At 74.1% G+C, this 17,025-nt stretch carries 16 protein-coding genes and 2 pseudogenes; 6 read left to right on the top strand and 12 right to left on the bottom strand.

The window, feature by feature from the left end:
* Positions 1–79: 79 nt before the first annotated feature.
* Positions 80–832, top strand: coding sequence for a TNT domain-containing protein (locus KGD83_RS05815; RefSeq protein ID WP_212642870.1), 753 nt, complete (start codon positions 80–82; stop codon positions 830–832).
* 172 nt (positions 833–1,004) lie between these two features.
* A complete protein-coding gene (locus KGD83_RS29215; RefSeq protein WP_212642869.1) occupies positions 1,005–1,274 on the top strand; it encodes a hypothetical protein in 270 nt (89 codons plus the stop codon).
* Between the two features lie 62 nt (positions 1,275–1,336).
* Here the strand turns inward: KGD83_RS29215 and purE are convergent, their stop codons facing one another.
* Both purE and KGD83_RS05800 read right to left on the bottom strand, forming a co-directional pair.
* Positions 1,337–1,891, bottom strand: a complete 555-nt coding sequence (purE, locus tag KGD83_RS05805; protein WP_394358094.1) for a 5-(carboxyamino)imidazole ribonucleotide mutase — start codon at positions 1,889–1,891, stop codon at positions 1,337–1,339.
* Positions 1,888–3,045, bottom strand: coding sequence for a 5-(carboxyamino)imidazole ribonucleotide synthase (locus tag KGD83_RS05800; RefSeq protein ID WP_212642868.1), 1,158 nt, complete (start codon positions 3,043–3,045; stop codon positions 1,888–1,890). Before KGD83_RS05800 ends, purE begins: the two co-directional genes overlap by 4 nt.
* 240 nt (positions 3,046–3,285) lie before the next feature.
* Here KGD83_RS05800 and KGD83_RS05795 point away from each other — a divergent pair, with 240 nt between their 5' ends.
* A complete protein-coding gene (locus tag KGD83_RS05795) occupies positions 3,286–3,795 on the top strand; it encodes a GtrA family protein (protein ID WP_212642867.1) in 510 nt (169 codons plus the stop codon).
* Between the two features lie 163 nt (positions 3,796–3,958).
* On the opposite strand, the gene KGD83_RS05790 is transcribed toward KGD83_RS05795, so the two are convergent.
* On the bottom strand, positions 3,959–5,020 hold the full coding sequence (locus KGD83_RS05790) for a CPBP family intramembrane glutamic endopeptidase (RefSeq protein ID WP_212644284.1): 1,062 nt from the start codon (positions 5,018–5,020) through the stop codon (positions 3,959–3,961).
* Between the two features lie 463 nt (positions 5,021–5,483).
* Here KGD83_RS05790 and KGD83_RS05785 point away from each other — a divergent pair, with 463 nt between their 5' ends.
* Positions 5,484–6,623: an Mrp/NBP35 family ATP-binding protein gene (locus tag KGD83_RS05785; RefSeq protein WP_212642866.1), complete on the top strand. Its 1,140-nt coding sequence runs from the start codon at positions 5,484–5,486 to the stop codon at positions 6,621–6,623.
* Between the two features lie 152 nt (positions 6,624–6,775).
* On the opposite strand, the gene KGD83_RS05780 is transcribed toward KGD83_RS05785, so the two are convergent.
* From KGD83_RS05780 to sigE, 5 genes and pseudogenes are all read right to left on the bottom strand, one after another.
* Positions 6,776–8,074, bottom strand: coding sequence for a S1C family serine protease (locus KGD83_RS05780; RefSeq protein ID WP_212644283.1), 1,299 nt, complete (start codon positions 8,072–8,074; stop codon positions 6,776–6,778).
* Positions 8,075–8,745: 671 nt separating this feature from the next.
* Positions 8,746–9,828, bottom strand: coding sequence for a LolA-like protein (locus KGD83_RS05775; protein WP_212642865.1), 1,083 nt, complete (start codon positions 9,826–9,828; stop codon positions 8,746–8,748).
* Positions 9,825–10,010, bottom strand: a complete 186-nt coding sequence (locus KGD83_RS28465) for a hypothetical protein (protein WP_249352523.1) — start codon at positions 10,008–10,010, stop codon at positions 9,825–9,827. The genes KGD83_RS05775 and KGD83_RS28465 overlap by 4 nt, the downstream gene beginning before the upstream one ends.
* A gap of 424 nt (positions 10,011–10,434) precedes the next feature.
* Positions 10,435–10,497, bottom strand: a pseudogene (locus KGD83_RS28460) (hypothetical protein); the annotation flags it as partial.
* Between the two features lie 2 nt (positions 10,498–10,499).
* The gene (gene sigE, locus KGD83_RS05765; protein ID WP_165435966.1) at positions 10,500–11,114 is read right to left on the bottom strand and encodes an RNA polymerase sigma factor SigE; all 615 of its coding nucleotides are present in this window, start codon (positions 11,112–11,114) and stop codon (positions 10,500–10,502) included.
* Positions 11,115–11,428: 314 nt separating this feature from the next.
* Here sigE and KGD83_RS05760 point away from each other — a divergent pair, with 314 nt between their 5' ends.
* Positions 11,429–12,034, top strand: coding sequence for an O-methyltransferase (locus KGD83_RS05760; protein WP_212642864.1), 606 nt, complete (start codon positions 11,429–11,431; stop codon positions 12,032–12,034).
* Complete coding sequence (locus tag KGD83_RS05755) at positions 12,031–13,065, top strand: GNAT family N-acetyltransferase (protein WP_212642863.1); 1,035 nt, start codon at positions 12,031–12,033, stop codon at positions 13,063–13,065. The genes KGD83_RS05760 and KGD83_RS05755 overlap by 4 nt, the downstream gene beginning before the upstream one ends.
* A 33-nt stretch (positions 13,066–13,098) precedes the next feature.
* Here the strand turns inward: KGD83_RS05755 and KGD83_RS05750 are convergent, their stop codons facing one another.
* The 4 genes and pseudogenes from KGD83_RS05750 to KGD83_RS05735 form a co-directional block, all read right to left on the bottom strand.
* The gene (locus KGD83_RS05750) at positions 13,099–14,589 is read right to left on the bottom strand and encodes a leucyl aminopeptidase (RefSeq protein ID WP_212642862.1); all 1,491 of its coding nucleotides are present in this window, start codon (positions 14,587–14,589) and stop codon (positions 13,099–13,101) included.
* 98 nt (positions 14,590–14,687) lie between these two features.
* Positions 14,688–14,855 carry a DUF3117 domain-containing protein gene (locus tag KGD83_RS05745; protein ID WP_013154899.1) on the bottom strand — a complete coding sequence of 56 codons (168 nt, stop codon included), beginning with the start codon at positions 14,853–14,855 and terminating at the stop codon, positions 14,688–14,690.
* Positions 14,856–15,337: 482 nt separating this feature from the next.
* Positions 15,338–15,931, bottom strand: coding sequence for a hypothetical protein (locus tag KGD83_RS05740; protein WP_212642861.1), 594 nt, complete (start codon positions 15,929–15,931; stop codon positions 15,338–15,340).
* Positions 15,932–16,616: 685 nt separating this feature from the next.
* Positions 16,617–16,977 (bottom strand): annotated as a pseudogene (locus KGD83_RS05735) (hypothetical protein); the annotation flags it as partial.
* Positions 16,978–17,025 lie beyond the last annotated feature (48 nt).

Genomic DNA, 17,025 nt, shown 5'->3' with positions numbered 1-17,025 from the left:
CGTGGTTGACTTCACTCCGTAGTTGCCCGTGTACGCCCGGCACCGTGCCGGGTGTCCGAGGACGGACGGAGTCCCACCCGTGAAGCTTTCCGTGACGGTCGGCACCGCGCTGGCCCTGCTCATGGCGGCCCAACCCGCCCACGCGGTGCCCGCGCCCCCCGCGCCCCCCGCGCCGTCGGCGCCGTTCGCCCCGCAGGAGGCGCGGTGCCCGGTGCTCGACCCGCCGCCGAGCGAGGAGGACCTGGAGCGGTACCTGTGCGGCGACCCCCGCCTGGGCCCCGCCGAGCTGCCCGGGGACGGTCCGGTCGGCGCGCTGCTGGAGGGGTACGAGCGGCTCGGCGGCCTCTCCCCCGACGCGTTCCTGGACCGCTGGGCCGCGCCCGAGGGCTGGGACTACCCCGACCACATGGGCTTCGTGGTGGAGGACGGCGAACCGGTGACCGAGCTGCGGGTCCTGCCCGAGGGGTGGATGCTGGACCGCTTCGGGTCCCCGCGCGGCACGTTCCTGGCCCCGGCGGGGGCTCCGTACGAACGGCGCGCCCTGCCGCCGGACTCGCTGAACACGTGGCCGGACGGGCCCGAGCACAACTACAACTGCTACGAGGTGACCGAGGAGTTCACCGCGCTGGTGGGGCCGATCGCCCCGCACTTCGAGCAGCCCGGCGGCGGCGAACAGGTGCTCGTCCCCGCCGAGGGGGTCGTGGAGGCGCCCGAAGCGGAGTACGCCTCGGTCAACCAGCTCCTGGAGGGCGGCCACCTGGAGCAGCGCCCGGCCGGGGAGTGCGTCCCGGCCGAGGGCTCCGCCGGACGCCCCGACACCGCACCCAGGTGAACGGGCGCCGGTGCGGGCCCGGCGGCGGGAACGGCGATCGGCGCGCCGGGCGCTCCGGCCACGGACCGGCCGGGGCTCCGTCGGCCGGGGCCAGGACCAGGGTGTCGGCCAGGGTTCCGACGACGCCGATCCCGGGAGTGGACAGGGTGTAGCCGCCGACGAACACCGCCAGGTGGGTGAAGGCGAGGTTCAGGAGCCCCGGACCGGCTGCGGCGAAGGACACGACGGCGCTGCCGCTGACCGCGGCGGCGAACGCGGGGCGGGCCAGGAGCGCGACGTCCACGAGCGGATGCGCGGCGCGGCGCTGTCGGCGCACGAACAGCGTCAGCAGGAGGGCTCCGACCGCCGGGGAGGTGAGGGCGTGGACGTCGACCCCGAGGCGCTCCCGACCGTCGACCGGGCGGTCGAGGGCCTGCGCCTCCTCCTGCCCGCCGAGGGCTGAGCGGGCACACGAGGGCCCCGGCACCCGCGGACGGGTACCGGGGCCTTTCGGGCGCCGGCGGGCTAGCGGCCGAAGCCGGTGGGCCTGCCCCCGCTCTCCACCTCGCGGCGCAGCCGCTCGCCCTTGGCGTGGGCCTGCTCCTTCAGCTCCTGCTGGAAACGGGCCATGCGCTCGGTGAGCGCGGGGTCGCCCGCGGCCAGCATCCGCACCGCCAGCAGACCCGCGTTGCGGGCCGCGCCCACGGCCACGGTCGCCACCGGCACCCCGGCGGGCATCTGCACGATGGACAGCAGCGAGTCCATGCCGTCGAGGTACTTGAGCGGCACCGGGACGCCCACCACCGGCAGGGTCGTCACCGAGGCCAGCATGCCCGGCAGGTGCGCCGCCCCTCCAGCGCCGGCGATGACCACCTTCAGGCCGCGACCGGCGGCCTCGGCCCCGTAGGAGACCATCTCGTGCGGCATGCGGTGCGCCGAGACCACGTCGGCCTCGAAGGGGACGTCGAACTCGCGCAGGGCCTCGGCCGCCTCACGCATCACCGGCCAGTCGGAGTCCGAGCCCATCACGATGCCCACCACGGGGCCCCTCGCGTCCCGCCCGTTGGCGCTGTCGGTCACTGTTCGTCTCCTCGCAGGTAGGCGGCGGCGTCTCGCGCGCGCGCCAGCAGGTCACGGTAGTCCTCGCCCATCACGGTGACGTGCCCGATCTTGCGGCCCGGACGCACGTCCTTGCCGTAGAAGTGCACCTTCACCTCGGGGTCCTTAGCCATCACGTGCAGGTAGCGGCGGTAGACCTCGGGGTCCTCGCCGCCCAGCAGGTTGGCCATGACGGTGTAGGGCGCGTTGGTGCGCGGCGAACCCAGCGGCAGGTTCAGCACGGCCCTCAGGTGCTGCTCGAACTGGGAGGTGCGCGCGCCCTCGATGCTCCAGTGGCCGGAGTTGTGCGGGCGCATGGCCAGCTCGTTGACGACCACGCCGTCGGCGGTCTCGAACAGCTCCACGGCCAGGACCCCGGTCACGTCCAGCGCCTGGGCGATCTCGATGGCCAGCTGCTGGGCGCGGACGGCCTTGTCCTCGGACAGGCCCGGGGCGGGGGCGATCACCTCGTGGCAGATGCCGCCGCGCTGCACGGTCTCCACGACCGGGTATACCGCGACCTGCCCGTGCGGGGACCGGGCGACCTGCACGGCCAGCTCGCGCGAGAAGTCCACCTTCTCCTCGACCAGGAGCGGCACCTCCTCGGCGGCGGCGCGGTCCACGACCCCGCGCGCCTCGTCGGCGCCGCCGACGACCCACACGCCCTTGCCGTCGTAGCCGCCGCGGGCCGCCTTGAGCACGACCGGCCACCCGGTCTCCCCGGCGAAGGCGGTGACGTGCTCCAGGGCGGTGACGGCACGCCAGCGCGGCGAGGGCGCGCCCAGCTCGGCCATGCGGGTGCGCATGCGCAGTTTGTCCTGGGCGAAGCGCAGCGCGTCGCGGCCGGGGCGCAGCAGGCCCCCGGCCTCCTCGACCGCGCGCAGGACGGGCTCGGGCACGTGCTCGTGGTCGAAGGTGACCACGTCGTGGGCCTTGGCGAAGGCCAGGACGTCGTCGAGGCCGCGGTCGTCGCCCAGGGAGACGTCACCGCACACCAGCGCGGCGCTGTCGGTGGGGCTGGCCGCCAGGACGGAGAAGTCGACCCCCAGGGCGATGCCCGCCTGGTGGGTCATCCGGGAGAGTTGGCCCCCTCCCACCATTCCCACGCGCGGGACGGTGCGGTTACGCTCGCTCACAGTTCCTCAACTCACATGCTGCTCGTCAACCGCGGTGACGGGACGGCCCCGCGCGGCGGGACCTGGCCGGATCGGCTCGGAACCCGCGGCCGGGGTCCTGGTGCGACCCCCGGCTAGAGTCTAGGGCGTGCGGACGCGGCGGTCCCGGGCCCCCTCCGCCCCTGGTCGGCGACCCGGCCGGGACGGGCCCGCGCGGAGGCGGACCCGACCACCCAGACCACAGGACCGGAGGCGCAGAACGTGCGCGACTTCCCCTCCCGCCATCCCGGGACCGCCAAGCTCGTCCGGGAGGTGGGCAAGTTCGGCTCCGTGGGCGCAGTGGCCTACGCGGTGCAGCTGGGGACGACCAACCTGCTGTGGAGCGCGGCCGGGGCGGGCCCGCTCACGGGGCAGGTGATCGGGACGCTGTGCTCGATCGCGGTGGCCTTCGTGGGCAACCGGTTCTGGACCTTCGGCGACCGGGCCCGGACCGGTTACGGCCGCGAGACCGCGCTGTTCCTGCTGATGAACGGCGTCGGGATGCTCCTCCAGCTGGCCTGCCTGGGTTTCTCGGTGTACGTGCTGGGGTTCGACGGCCCGCTCGCGAGCAACATCGCGGGCAACGTGGTCGGGGTGGGCCTGGGCACGCTCTTCCGGTTCTTCTCCTACCGCACGTGGGTCTTCCCCGAACAGGGCGGCGACGCGGTCCGCGAACCCGGGGAGGCCCCTCTGGACGAGCCGGTCGCCCGGCCCGGAGCCGACGGGGTCTAAGTCTTTGGGCCGCCGCCCCGCTTCACCCCACCCGCCGCCCGCCACCACCCTCATCGGACGCCTGCGGCGCGGTCCTGCTCGCAGCCTCACCTCCGCCACCTCCAGAACCCCGCGGGCGCCCGAACCAACCCCCACAAGCTGGGACCAGCCCAGAAGACGGACCCTAGCGGGCGGCGGCCGCGCTCCTGCGCCGCACCCCGCGGCGGCCCGCCAGCCACACCACGGCCAGCGCGTACAGCCCCACCTGGATCAGGGTCAGCACCAGCACCAGCGGCGTGCCCGCGCCCAGGGGCAGGCCGGAGCCGACCATGACCCCCGTGCCGATCTGCTCCATGCGGCCCTCGAACACGCACAGCGTGAACTGCACGAGGCTGTTGACCACGTGCAGGCTGATCGCCGCCTCCAGGCCGCCGGTGCGCCAGGTCAGCCAGGACATCCCCAGCCCCATCACCGCGAGCGCCGCGGTCGTCCACGGGTCGCCCGGGTGCGTGGCCAGGTACAGCGCCGCGAACAGGGTTCCGCTGGCCAGGATGGCCGGGCCCGGGGAGCGCAGGACCCGCGAGACCGCCGACCGGCCGCGCCGCTCGTCGGGACGGGCGCCGAGCGCGCCCACCAGCTGCATGAGCAGGCCGCGCAGGGTCAGCTCCTCGGCCGCCGACTGCAACGGCACCAGCAGCACGATGGCGGTCATCGCCGCGGCGAACACCTCGGTTCCGCCGGAGGCCTCCCGGGGCACCAGGTCGGGCTGGAGGAGTTCGGCCAGCGGCAGGAAGGCCACGACGCACAGGGCGACCGGGACGACCGCCACCGCCGTGCAGCGGGCCAGCCATCCCCGGCGCAGCCGTCCCTCGACCGAGAACAGGGAGCCGATCCGGCGCCACTGCACGACGCGGACCAGGAAGATGACGATGGGGATGAACAGCGCCGACGACAGGAGCCCGAAGGCCATCTCGGCGATCACGCTCAGGGTGACCGAGTCCGGGGCCAGCCCGCTGCCGTTGACGATCGCCACGATCGTCACCGACAGGATGATGGCCATCCACAGGAAGAAGACCAGCACCGCGAGGACCGCCAGGGTGAGCGGCGTGAACCACCAGCGGAAGCGGGACGTGCGGCCCAGCCTGTGGTAGGACTCGTCCGCGGGGAGTTCGGCGCGGGCGAAGTGGTTCCTGCGCACCGGCCGCGGCGGCGGCCAGGCCCACACGTCCGGATCGGCGGCGGCCACGGCGTAGCCCCCGGGCGGCGTCAGCCTCCCCCCTCCGGGAGGATCCGCCCAGGTCTGCTCCTGCGTGTAGGACCCGGCTGTCCGCCCCTCCGGCCCCTCGGGCGCGGCGGGCCAGGACGAACCAGGCGGTGGCGGCACATTTCCCATCGTGGGCCGAGACTACTATCCGGGCATGTATCGCCAGCGTTAAGGCCACGCCGTTATCGCCTGGTCACGACACGCACAGGGTGGTGCGCACGGCGCCGGACGAGGCCCTCCCCCACTCCCTCCTCCTCCGCGACATCCCTCACACCTTTCTCCCCCGCCCCTTGCGCGACGCCCTCGCCGGGCCGTCCCGGCGGCGGTGTGCGACACGGCCCCGCGGGGCGCGGAATGCGCGGCGCGGCGCCCTCGTTGAACCAGGTGGCCCGCGGGAGCGATCCGGCAGGCCGCCGTCCCGTCCCGCTGACCTACGATTGAGCACATGTCCTCCACACCATCCACCGAGCAGGTGCACAAAGCCCTGGCCACGGTGCAAGACCCGGAGATCCACCGCCCCATCACCGATCTCGGCATGGTCAAGAGCGTCGACGTCGCCGACGACGGTGCCGTGAGCGTCGGCGTCTACCTCACGGTGGCCGGATGCCCGATGAAGGGCCGTATCGAGAAGGACGTGACCGCCGCGGTGACCAAGGTCGCCGGGGTCACCTCCGTGCGCGTCGAGCTCGACGTGATGAGCGACGAGCAGCGCAAGGAACTCCAGACCAAGCTGCGCGGCGGCCAGGCGGAGAAGGAGATCCCCTTCGCCAAGCCGAACTCGCTCACCCGCGTCTTCGCCGTCGCCTCCGGCAAGGGCGGTGTCGGCAAGTCCTCCGTCACCGTGAACCTGGCCGCGGCCATGGCCGCCCAGGGCCACAAGGTCGGCGTCGTGGACGCCGACATCTACGGCCACTCGGTGCCCCGCATGCTCGGCGCGTCGGACTTCCCGACCAAGGTCGAGGACATGATCCTGCCGCCCACCGCGCATGACATCAAGGTCATCTCGGTCGGCATGTTCACGCAGGGCAACCAGCCGGTGGTGTGGCGGGGCCCGATGCTGCACCGCGCCCTCCAGCAGTTCCTGTCGGACGTGTTCTGGGGCGACCTGGACGTGCTGCTGATGGACCTGCCCCCGGGCACCGGAGACATCGCCATCTCCACGGCGCAGCTGCTGCCCAACGCCGAGCTGCTCGTGGTGACCACCCCGCAGCAGGCCGCCGCCGAGGTGGCCGAGCGCGCGGGCGCCATCACCGCCCAGACCCACCAGCGGATCGCCGGCGTGATCGAGAACATGTCGTACTACCTGCCGCCGGACGGCGGGGAGCCGGTCCACCTGTTCGGCGAGGGCGGCGGCCGCACGGTCGCCGACGCCCTCACCCGGACGCTGGGCACCGACATCCCGCTGCTGGGCCAGGTGCCGCTGGACACCCGCCTGCGCGAGGGCGGCGACGAGGGCAAGCCCCTGGTGCTGACCGAGCCCGAGGCCGAGGCCAGCAAGGTGATCGCCTCGATCGCCGACACCCTGGTCGGCAAGCCCCGCGGACTGGCCGGTATGCAGCTGGGCATCTCCCCGGCGGGCCGCTAGGCGGCGTTTTCGGACCTCCGCTCCGCTTGGGTCCGTGTCCGGGCGCCCGGACGGCGCTCCGTGCGGGGCTCGCGGCCCTGAACGGCGACGAGGCCCCCGAGCTCCGTGCTCGGGGGCCTCGCGTGTGTCCGGAGCCGGTCCCGTCGGGCCGGTCAGTCCGACGAGCCCAGCGTGACCGTGGCGGTCTCCCGCTGGCCGTCGCGGTCGTACTCGACCTCGACCTCGTCGCCCGGGCTGCGGCTGCGCAGCATGGCGAGCAGCTCCTGGCCCGAGTTCACCGGGCGCCCGTCCAGGGACAGGATGACGTCGCCCGGCTCCAGTCCCGCCGCGTCGGCCGGGCCGCCGCTCTCCACCGCGCCCCCTCCGTCCGCGATGACCGCGCCCGCGACCGGGCTGTCCAGGTCGATCTCGGCCCCGATGTCGGCGTAGCTGGTCTCGCCGTACTCGATGAGTCGGTTCACGACGCGTTCGACCTCCGCCGACGGGATCGCGAAGCCCAGACCGATGTTGCCCGTGGGCTCCCCCATGTAGCCCATGGTGACGATCATCGAGTTGACGCCGATGACCCGGCCCTCCAGGTCCACCAGCGGGCCGCCGGAGTTGCCCGGGTTGATGGCGGCGTCGGTCTGGAGCGCGTAGAAGCGGCTGGCGTTCTCGCCCTCTCCGGAGCTGACCGGGCGGTTGACGGCGCTGATGATGCCCTGCGTGACGGTTCCGGAGAAGCCCAGGGGCGCGCCGATGGCGATCACCTCGTCACCGACGATGACCTGCTCGGAGTCGCCGAACTGGAGCGGCTCGACGTCGATCGGGTCGGCCAGCGACAGCACCGCGAGGTCGGAGCTGGGGTCGGAGCCGACCACGGAGGCGTCGGAGAGGCTGCCGTCGCTGTACTCCACGACGATGCCGTCCGCCTCCAGACCGGCGGAGACGTGGTCGTTGGTCACCACGTAGTTCCCGTCGATGACGAACCCGGAGCCGCTGCTGGGGACGCTGGGGTCGGCGCTGCGGATGAACACGACGCTCGGGCTGACCCGCTGGGACACACCGGCGATGGTGTCGGGGTCGCGCTGGGGGGCCTCGGGCGGCGGCTCGTTCATGACCGGGCCCTCCTCCTGCGCGGTCTCGCCGCCGGAGGAGCCGTTGAGGAGGTTGCCCGCGACACCGCCCGCGCCTCCGGCGATGAGCGCGACGACGAGCATGCCCGACAGCACCATCCACACCGGGACGCCGCGCCGCGGACGCTTGGGCGCGGTGGGCCGCGGGGCGGTGTGGTGGCCGCTCGTGTGGGGTCCGGGGACGCCGGGGGGCGGGACGCCCGGACCGGGGGCGCCGGGCTGCCCCGAGGGGGCGGCGTGCCCCGCCTGGAAGGCCGCGGCGTAGCCGCCGTGGGCGGCCGACTGGCCGGTGGGACCGGTGTACTGTCCGGGAGCCGAGGGAACGCCGGGGTTCATGGGGCTGCCGGGGTGGGCGCCAGGGTTCATGGGGCTGACAGGACCAGAGGGACCGCCGGGACCGGGGTAGGCGGGACCGGAGGGATTGGCGGAGCTGGTGTGGGCGGCGGGGCCCGAGGGGTCACCAGGGCTGGCGGGGTTGCCGGGGTGGGTGTATTCGGCGGGACCGGAGGGATTGCCGAGACCGGGGAAGCCTCCGGTCACATGGTCGGGCCGGGGGGTGCCGGGCTGCTCGCCCGGTCCGGGGTCAAGGTTCATGGGGTCTCCACTGCCGGGAGGCGGGGTGGGGGCGGCCTGCGCGCCGGGGACTCCCTGTCCGGGCCGCGGGGCCGACCCGGAGTGAGGCGGGGGCGCGGGGTCGCCCCCCTCTTCCTCGGAGGTGTTGCGGGAGGGCGTCGGCGGCGTTCCGGCGGCCCGGGCGGGCCACCGGGGGCGCTCCGGCCGGTCGGGCCACTGCGGGCGCTCCGCGCGGGCGGGCCACCGGGGGCGCTCAGCGGGCGCTCGGTCCGGCGCGTTCGCCGGATCGGGCGCGGCGCGCTCGGGGGGTGTTCCACCGCCCGGCGGGGTCGCCCGGCCGGGCTCTCCCCCGTGTTCCGGGCGGCCGTTTTCCTCGCTCAAGACCTGCTCCGTAAGTCGCTCGGCTGTGGGACGGCACGGGACCGGCCGGGGCCTTAGAGGAACCCCAGCCGGGACAGACCGCGGTGCACCCGGGCCCAGAAACCCGAACCCGGCCCGGGCAGCGCGGTCACGGCGGACGAGGCCAGCCCCGCGGGGGCGTCCGCTAGCACCGTGTAGACGAAGCCGTTCGCCTGCCACATGCTCTGGTACTGGCCCGCGTCACCGCCGAAGATCGTGCCGTGCTGTGGTGTGACGCCGCTTCCCCCCGCCCCGGTTCCGGCGTATCGGTTCGGTTCTGCGGGGGAATGCTTGCTGTCCAGCTTCCCACGTTGGGTGAAAACCGACACCTGGGACAGACCGTCCGAGTAGACGGCGTGCACCACGCGGTGCCCGCCGTGCTCGGTGGACCGGGCGTCGACCAGCCGCAGGTTCCAGGCCAGGTACTCCGGGAGGGGCCACTCCTCGGCGCGCAGGTCCTCGCGCTCGGTCCGGGTGAGGGCGTCGCTCCAGGGGGAGTCGCCGAGCGCCTCCTCCGGCCAGTCCTCCTCCCCCAGTTCGAGCCCGGTGAGGCGGAAGCCGATCGCGTGCTCGCCGCCGGCGCCGTAGACGGTCCTTCCCAGGAGCAGGCCGGTGGCGGTGTCCACCCAGAACCGCCCGGCGACGGTGCCGTCGGCGTGCCTGGCCTCCACCAGGCGGGCCTCCCGGCCGTCGAGGCGGGTGGGGCCCGCGTCCGAGACGGCGTAGGTGTCGCCGAGCATGCTGAGCAGGCGGTCGTCCAGCGACTCCAGGGCCGAGGAGGCGTCCACCACGAGGGCGGACTCCTCGTCTCCGACGGGGGACAGGGCGATGCCGTCGCCGGGCCTGCTCACCACCCGCACGCGCAGCGCGCCGCCCCCGGCGGGCTGTCCGCCCTCCGCGTCCTCCGGTCCGGTGATCTCGCGCACGGCCGAGTAGGCGACCTCGTCCTCCGCGGCGGCGGCGCGGTGCAGCACCGACATCCCGTCGTCGTCCCCCTCGGCCGGGACGGCGGTGGGGTGGGGGTGCGCGGCGGCCGTGAGCAGCAGCGCGCACAGCAGTACCACGACGAGGATCGTGACCGGGGCGGAGGGCGCGGAGGAGGGTTCCTCCGCGCTCACCGGGTGGTTTCGGTGGGGCCGTAGGGGGCTTCGGCGGCGGTGGGCAGAGCGTCGGGCACCGGGATGTTGCGGCTGGTCAACGCGTGCTCGACCGCGTAGTCGGCCAGACGTGGCTCGACCACGGGCGTCTCCTCGGCCTCGCCCCCGGCCACGAACGCGCTGCCGAGCAGGGCCGTGGCCACGGCGAAGCCCGCGACGGCGTAGCGGCCGCCGGGGAAGGCCGGGAACAGGTGAGCGAGGCGGTCGCCGCGGCGGCGGCGCTCGGGCGGCGCGGCGCGCTCCGGCCGTGAGGGGCCGGGCCGCCCGCGGCGGGCGGCGTGCCCCCGCGGCCGGGGGCGCGGCGGCCAGGGCGCCGCCGGGGAAGCCCCCCAGGGGGCGCGAGGACCCCAGGGGCGGGCTGCTGCCGAAACCGGTTCCGCCGATGGAGGGGCCGGAGGGGCCCCGGTCCGAGGACCCGTGGTCGCGGGACAGGCTGGTGAGCCGCCCCATGAAGTCCATGTCGGGCTCGGGCTCGCACAGGCCGTTGAGGCGGCGCTTGAGGCGGCGCATCATGTCGGCCTCGAAGCGGCACGACTCGCACTTGGCCAGGTGGATGAGGGCGCTCTCGTGGTCGACCGGTCCGAGCTCGCCGTCGATGAGCGCGGAGAGCCGCTCTCCGAGGTGGTCCATACTCACTCCGCCTCCCCGTTGATGACGTTTCCGCCGCTGCGCGCCTCGTTGTCGGCGGCCAGGGACCGCCGGTGCTCCAGGGCCCGGCGCAGCTGGGCGCGGCCCCGGTGGATCCGGCTGCGGACGGTGCCGAGCTTGACGTCGAGCGTCGCCGCGATCTCCTCGTAGGAGAGCCCCTCGATGTCGCACAGGACGACCGGGGCGCGGAACTCGGCGGGCAGCGCGTCCAGGGCGGACTGGATGTCGGCGTCGAAGTGCCGGTCGTCGTAACGCTGCGCGGGGGAGGGCTCGCGGCCCTCCAGGCGCTCGTCGGCGTTCTCGGCCAGGCCCTCGAAGCGGATGCGGGCCCGGCGGCGGGCCATGTCGAGGAAGAGGTTGGTGGTGATGCGGTGCAGCCACCCCTCGAAGGTGCCGGGGGTGTAGTTGGCCAGCGAGCGGAAGACCCGGATGAAGACCTCCTGCGTGAGGTCCTCGGCGTCGTGCTTGTTGCCGGTCAGCCGGTAGGCGAGCCGGTACACGCGCGGAGAGTGGGTCCGCACGACCTCGTCCCAGCTCGGGGGTTCCCATGCCTCGAATTCCACGGCAGGGCCGGACTCTGGCACCGCTGCTCCCTTCATCCCGTCGATTCGCCGCCAGGTTGGTCGGGGGGAGTTTGCTTCGTGGCGATCAACGTACGTTCATCCCGTTTCAACGCCCGGGGACGTGGATTAAGTTCCCGCCGCAACGCTCGGAGTTCGGTCCGGTTCAGGCTAGTCTTTTGCCAGGGACATGACCTGGCCGCGACCGACATTCTACGGTGGGTGACCACCCCCTGGTCAGAGCCCCACCAGACACGTGAACGCTGTGGGAGGCCGTTATCGTCAGCCCGGAGGAGACCGCGGCCCGGATCACCTGGGTCCGCGCCGAGCAGTCCCGATTCGAGCAGGACGCCATGGAGGACGAGCCCCTGGCGGACGCCTACGAGGCGGGGAGCCGGTCGTCGGCCCCGCCGGTGGACGCGGCGACGGGCACGGCCCTGCGCTTCCTGGCCGCCTCCATCGGCGCCCGCTCCGTGGTGGAGATCGGCACCGGGTGCGGGGTGTCGGGGATCTGGCTGCTGCGGGGGATGACCCCGGACGGGATCCTGACCACGGTGGACGCCAACGCCGCCTACCAGGACTACGCGCGCTCGGCGTACGCCCGCGCCGGCTTCGGCCCCGGACGGGCCCGGCTGATCCGCGGGACGGCCCTGGAGGTGCTGCCGAGGCTGACCGACGGCGGGTACGACCTGGTGTTCGTGGACGCCGACACGGTGTCCTACCCCCTGTACATGGACGAGGCGCTGCGCCTGCTGCGCCCGGGCGGGATGGCGGTGTTCAACGGCGCCATGGTGGCCTCCAGCGAGCCGGACGGGCCCCTGCGAGTGCCCGACCCCCGCGAGACGGCCGTGCGCGAGGTGATCCGCCGCGTGCGGGAGGGCGAGGAGTTCATCCCCATGCTGATGCCGGTGGGCGAGGGCCTGCTGGCCGCCATCCACCAGGGAACCCGCCAGCGGTGATCAGCCGCGTCGACAGCGCGGACCCCGCCGCCTTCGACTCCTGGTACGCGGCCGTGCGGGAGGCCTCGCTCACCGACCGCGACCCCGGCGTGGTCCCGCTCCCCCACCCGGACTCCCTGCGCGCGGTGCTGCGCGGACGCGGGGGCGAGCGGCGGGCACTGGCCTACTCGGCCCACGGGGAGGACGGCGGGGTGGTGGGCGCGCTCCTACTGGAGTTCGGGGACCGGGACAACCTGCACCTGGCCGAGGTCGACGTCAACGTGCCCGTCCGGACGCGGCGCCGCGGCCACGGGAGGCGCCTGTGGGAGCACGCGGAACGCGTCATGGCCGAGGAGGGGCGCACGACCGCGCTGGCCGAGGTCCAGCTGCCCTCCGGCCGGTCCTTCGAGGACTGGCCCGGCGCACGCTTCGCGCTCGCGCTCGGGTTCGGCGTGGTCCACGAGGAGGACTACTACGTCCTGGGGCTTCCGCTGGCCGCGCGGACGCGCGAGGAGGTCGGCGCCGACGTGCTCGCCCTCGAATCCCGCTACGAGCTGCTGACCTGGACGGACTCGTGCCCGGAGGAGCTGCTGGAAGACTACGCGCGGCTGCGCACGCGGATGGAGGCCGACGTCCCGCTCGGGGAGACGGCCTTCGAGCGGGGGCTCTGGGACCCCGCGCGCGTGCGTGCCCAGGAGGAGCGCCGCCGCGCCCAGCGGTACCGCACGCTGGTCTGCGCGGCCCGGGCCGCCACCGGCGGCCTGGCCGGGTACAGCGAGCTCGCCCTACCCGAGGGGGAGGGCGCCGCCTATCAGGAGGACACCCTGGTGGCGCCCGAGCACCGGGGCAACCGCCTGGGCTCGGCGCTGAAGCTGCGCAACCTGGAGGTGCTGGCCGCGGAGTTCCCCGAGCGGGTCCAGGTCCGCACCTGGAACGCGCCGGGGAACGCCCCCATGCGCCGGGTCAACCTGCGCCTGGGCTTTCGCCCGGTGGAGCGCATGCACGAGTTCCAGCGCGTCCTGCACGGCGGGGAGCCAGGTTCTGCTGTTTGAACCGAAGCGGAGTGCAGGCCCGAAAAACACCGTCTAGCGCCCGGCGAGCCAGCGCAACAGCGTGCGCGTGGCGAAGGCGGTGCCGCCCTTGCTGAGCAGGCCGCTCTCCTTGGTCGACCGGCCGGGACCGGCGATGTCCAGGTGGGCCCAGGGCACGCCGCCGGTGAACTCGCGCAGGAACAGGGCCGCGTCGGTGGCTCCGGCCGGGCCGAACTCGCGGCGGGTGCCGATGTTGGCCAGGTCGGCCACGCGGGACTTGGTGGTCTCGGCGTACTCCTCGGTCAGCGGCATCCGCCACAGCGGCTCGCCGGAGGCCCGGCCCGCGGTCTCGATCTCGGCGGCCAGCGCGTCGTCGGTGCTGTAGAGGGCGCCCGTGCCGGTGCCGAGCGCGACCTTGGCCGCGCCGGTGAGCGTGGCCACGTCCACGAGCACGTCCGGGGCCAGCTCGGCGACCGCGTAGCCCATGGCGTCGGCCAGGACCAGGCGGCCCTCGGCGTCGGAGTTGAGCACCTCGACGGTCGTGCCGCCGTAGGTGGTGAGCACGTCGCCGATGCGGGTGGCGTCGCCGCCGAAGGCGTTCTCGGCCAGGGCCAGCAGACCTGTCACCCGTACCGAGGCGCCCACGGCCGACAGCGCGGACAGCACGGCGAGCACGACGGCCGAGCCGCTCATGTCGGTCTTCATCAGCGACATGTTGTCGTTGGGCTTGAGCGAGAGGCCGCCGGTGTCGAAGGTGATGCCCTTGCCGACCAGCACCACGTGCGCGGTGGGGTTCTGGGGGGTGTAGGAGAGCTGGACCAGCCGGGAGGGGCGCGAGGACCCCCGGCCGACGGCGAGGATCGCGCCGAAGCCGTCGCGCTCCAAGTCCGCCTCGTCCCAGACCCGCACTTGCAGGCCGGCGTCCGCGGCGACCTCGCCGGCGCGCGCGGCCATCCACGCGGGGTCCTTCGTCAGGGACGGGGTGTTGATGAGGTCGCGGGCCAGGGCGGTGGCCGCGGCCAGCCGGGTGCCGCGCTCCAGCGCGTCGGCGAGGTCCCCGGCGCCCGGGTCCACGACCTCGACCGCCGGGGCGGGGCGCTTGTCCGCCGGGGGCTCGGCGGTCTTGAGGCTGAAGGTGTAGGAGGCCAGGAGGGCGCCCTCGGCGAAGGCGGTGGCGGCGTCGGCGCCGGCCCCCGGCCAGGCCAGGGCGACCCGCTCTCTTCCCCGGGCGGCCCGGGACAGGGCTGCGCCGGCCTTCCGGAGGTCGTCGGGGGAACCCGAACCGACCCCCAGAAGGGCCAGCCGTACCAGCCCCTGGTCCCGGGGCACCGGGAACTGGGCCAGCTCACCGGGTTTCCCGGTGAGCGAGTAGTGCGCGAACAGCTCGGTGAGCGGAGCCGGAAGCACCTGTGTCAGGCCGCCCTCGGCGACCCCTTCGACCTCCGCGGGTCCGCCGTCTCCCGAGAGGACGGGAAGGACCAGCAGGTCCGCGGTGGATTCGGCGAGGCTCCCCGAACGGGGCTGGATCTCCGTGGCGAATGGCACAGGCCGCTCACAATCGTTCGCTGTCATGGGGGTCTACGACCTCGGGGGGCCGTCGGGCGTTCCGGCCCGGGTGGGGGAGGGAGAACGTGGTGCCGGACCTAGCCGACGACACCCTTGAGCGCGTCCCGGAGTTCGGTCGCCTCGGCCGGCGTCAGCTCGACGACCAGGCGTCCGCCCCCCTCCAGCGGGACCCGCATGATGATGCCGCGACCCTCCTTGGTGACCTCCATCGGCCCGTCGCTGGTCCTCGGCTTCATCGCCGCCATGCCATTCCCCTTTCTAGGTGTTCCTCGCGGGTGACCGGGGCCGACCCACAGCACCGGCGCCGATCCGCTTGGCCCGTCTCGGCTCCGGAGCCGTAGGCCGGTTCCGCGTGACTCGCGCCCGTGTGGCTTAAGGGACGTGAATCACTCTTCGACCATTATCTCGGAGGTTGGCCCCCGTGTGTGCGCCAGTCGACGGCCGGGCCGCCTCCGGCGGTTTCCACCAACGAGGAAACGTCGGTCAGTAAGGTTATATCGGTACTGGCCGAAACCCGGTGTGCGCACGGAGATCCGTGCGAGCCCCGCCCGGAGGCGGCGGGCCGGACCCGACAGTCCGGCTACACCTGAACAACATCTCCGACGTGGGCTTTCGTCCCCGTGGGGAACTCTTCGCCCCAGGGACCGCGGTCGGACGGCTCCGGAACGGTACCGCCTCCCGGCGGCCGGACCAGCGCCCGCGGCGGGCGGCGATCCGGACGACCGGATCAGCTCAGGGGTCCCGTCGACGTCATCCGGGTGCCCTCATCGGTGACAGAGGACCACTCCGCCCTCAGTCCGCCGTCCGCGACGGGCGACACGGTCAGCTCGGCCTCGTCGACGCAGCGGTCCTCGGGGTCGGCGGTCTCGGTGTAGGCGTAGACGCGCCGGTCGTTGTCGCCAGCGGACAGCACGAGCGTCCCCGAGCAGGCGAAGGTCGTCCAGGCGGTGCTTCCGCGCTCGGCGCCCTCCTCGATCCGCACCTCGGCGTGCCAGTCGGCGACGTGCTGGCCCTCGGTGTTCACCTGGACCATCTCGCCCGCCCAGGCTCCGACGAAGTCCTCCGCCGGGGCGAGGGCCTCCTGCGCGGTCTCTTCGCCGTCGGCCAGCAGGGCCCACGCGGTGGCCCCTCCGCCGATCAGGATGACGGCCAGCGCGACCGCGCCCAGAACGGTGAACTGGCGGCGGCGCCTGCCGCTGTGCCGGGTCGACCTGGGCGGCGGCCACAGGGACAGCTGCACGGGGGAGGCGGCTGTCACGGAGGAAGCGGGCTCTTCGCGCCGGTCGGCGGCTCCCGACTCCAGTTCGGCTGCTGTGTCCATCCTCGCCATCCTCAACGGTGATGCACCCGCTCCGGCGGAGCGGGGGAACGCGGATACAGCGACCGAGGATAGAGCACCCGAACCCGCAGGTTTCGCCCTACAACAGCGCGGGAGCTGTGATGCACGACATAGAAAAAGGCGAAGGCCAGGTCAGGACGGCACCGCCAAACGTGACCCGCGCCACAGGTTTGGGTGCGGGGTCAGCGCTCGTCTCCGCGCGACAGGGAGGCGTCCGAGGCCCCGGACCCTCCCGTCGCACCGGGGCGCTCACCGGTCCCGCCGGAGCTTTCCGCTTCCCCGGAGCCCGGCGCGGACCCGGAACCCGCGGCGGTTCCGGGGTGCCGGTCGAACTCGGAGCTTTCGCCGAACTCTGGCCCCGGTGGGGACCCGGGGTCCCCGGGACCTTTTGAGCGCGCGGCGCTCTCCGCGTCGTCCCCGGCCCCCCGCTCGTCCGCGACCTCCGGGGTGTCCTCGGCCCCGACGCCATCGATGACCTCGGTGGGCGCGGTGGCCCCTGCGGCACCCATGGGCGCGGTGGTCCCCTCGGCTCCCGCGGGCGCGAGGCCCCGGGCGGCGGGGTCCGCCGGTCCGGTCGCGGTTCCGGGCCGGAGGGCACCGCTCCCGAGATCCGCGACCGCGGTGCTCCCGGCCGCGGCGGGGCCGCGCGCGCCCTGCTCGGGAGCGTAGGCGTCGCCGGGCAGGTGCGCCCCGGGGACCGGGCCGGTGCCCGCCGGAACGTAGGAGGGGTCCAGGCGCGACAGGCGCCACTCCAGGTCCTCGATGCGCTCCTCGCGCTCGCGCAGCGTGGCGGTGAGGCGCAGCAGCAGCTCGTCCACGGCGCGCACGTGGTAGCCCCACATGGCCAGGGGCAGCATCAGGCGGCCCAGGTCGAACGCCTTGACGGGCCGGTCTTCGGGCAGGGCGAGCGGGGGGTGGTCGGCCTCGAAGCGGGCGAGCTGGCCGCCCTTGCCAAGCACGACGTAGACGACGCCCACGAGGACGGCGAGCGCGGCGGCGGCGACGAGGACCATGATGAGAACAGGCACGGACACGATCGTGCCACACGCCGCCCGGGCCGGGTACGGCCGTCGCGG

It is taken from the genome of Nocardiopsis akebiae (assembly GCF_018316795.1).
In the GTDB taxonomy this organism is placed as follows: domain Bacteria; phylum Actinomycetota; class Actinomycetes; order Streptosporangiales; family Streptosporangiaceae; genus Nocardiopsis; species Nocardiopsis dassonvillei.
The sequence above is the reverse complement of the archived record's forward strand: the minus strand, read 5'-3'. Positions and strand labels throughout refer to the sequence as shown.

Bases quoted from the DNA above. Each gene is read 5' to 3' on its own strand.
- KGD83_RS05785 (WP_212642866.1), top strand. From the start codon at position 5,484: ATGTCCTCCACACCATCCACCGAGCAGGTGCACAAAGCCCTGGCCACG.
- KGD83_RS05740 (WP_212642861.1), bottom strand. From the start codon at position 15,931: ATGGACACAGCAGCCGAACTGGAGTCGGGAGCCGCCGACCGGCGCGAA.
- KGD83_RS05760 (WP_212642864.1), top strand. From the start codon at position 11,429: ATGGAGGACGAGCCCCTGGCGGACGCCTACGAGGCGGGGAGCCGGTCG.
- KGD83_RS05745 (WP_013154899.1), bottom strand. From the start codon at position 14,855: ATGGCGGCGATGAAGCCGAGGACCAGCGACGGGCCGATGGAGGTCACC.
- KGD83_RS05780 (WP_212644283.1), bottom strand. From the start codon at position 8,074: ATGAACCCCGGCGTTCCCTCGGCTCCCGGACAGTACACCGGTCCCACC.
- sigE (WP_165435966.1), bottom strand. From the start codon at position 11,114: ATGAAGGGAGCAGCGGTGCCAGAGTCCGGCCCTGCCGTGGAATTCGAG.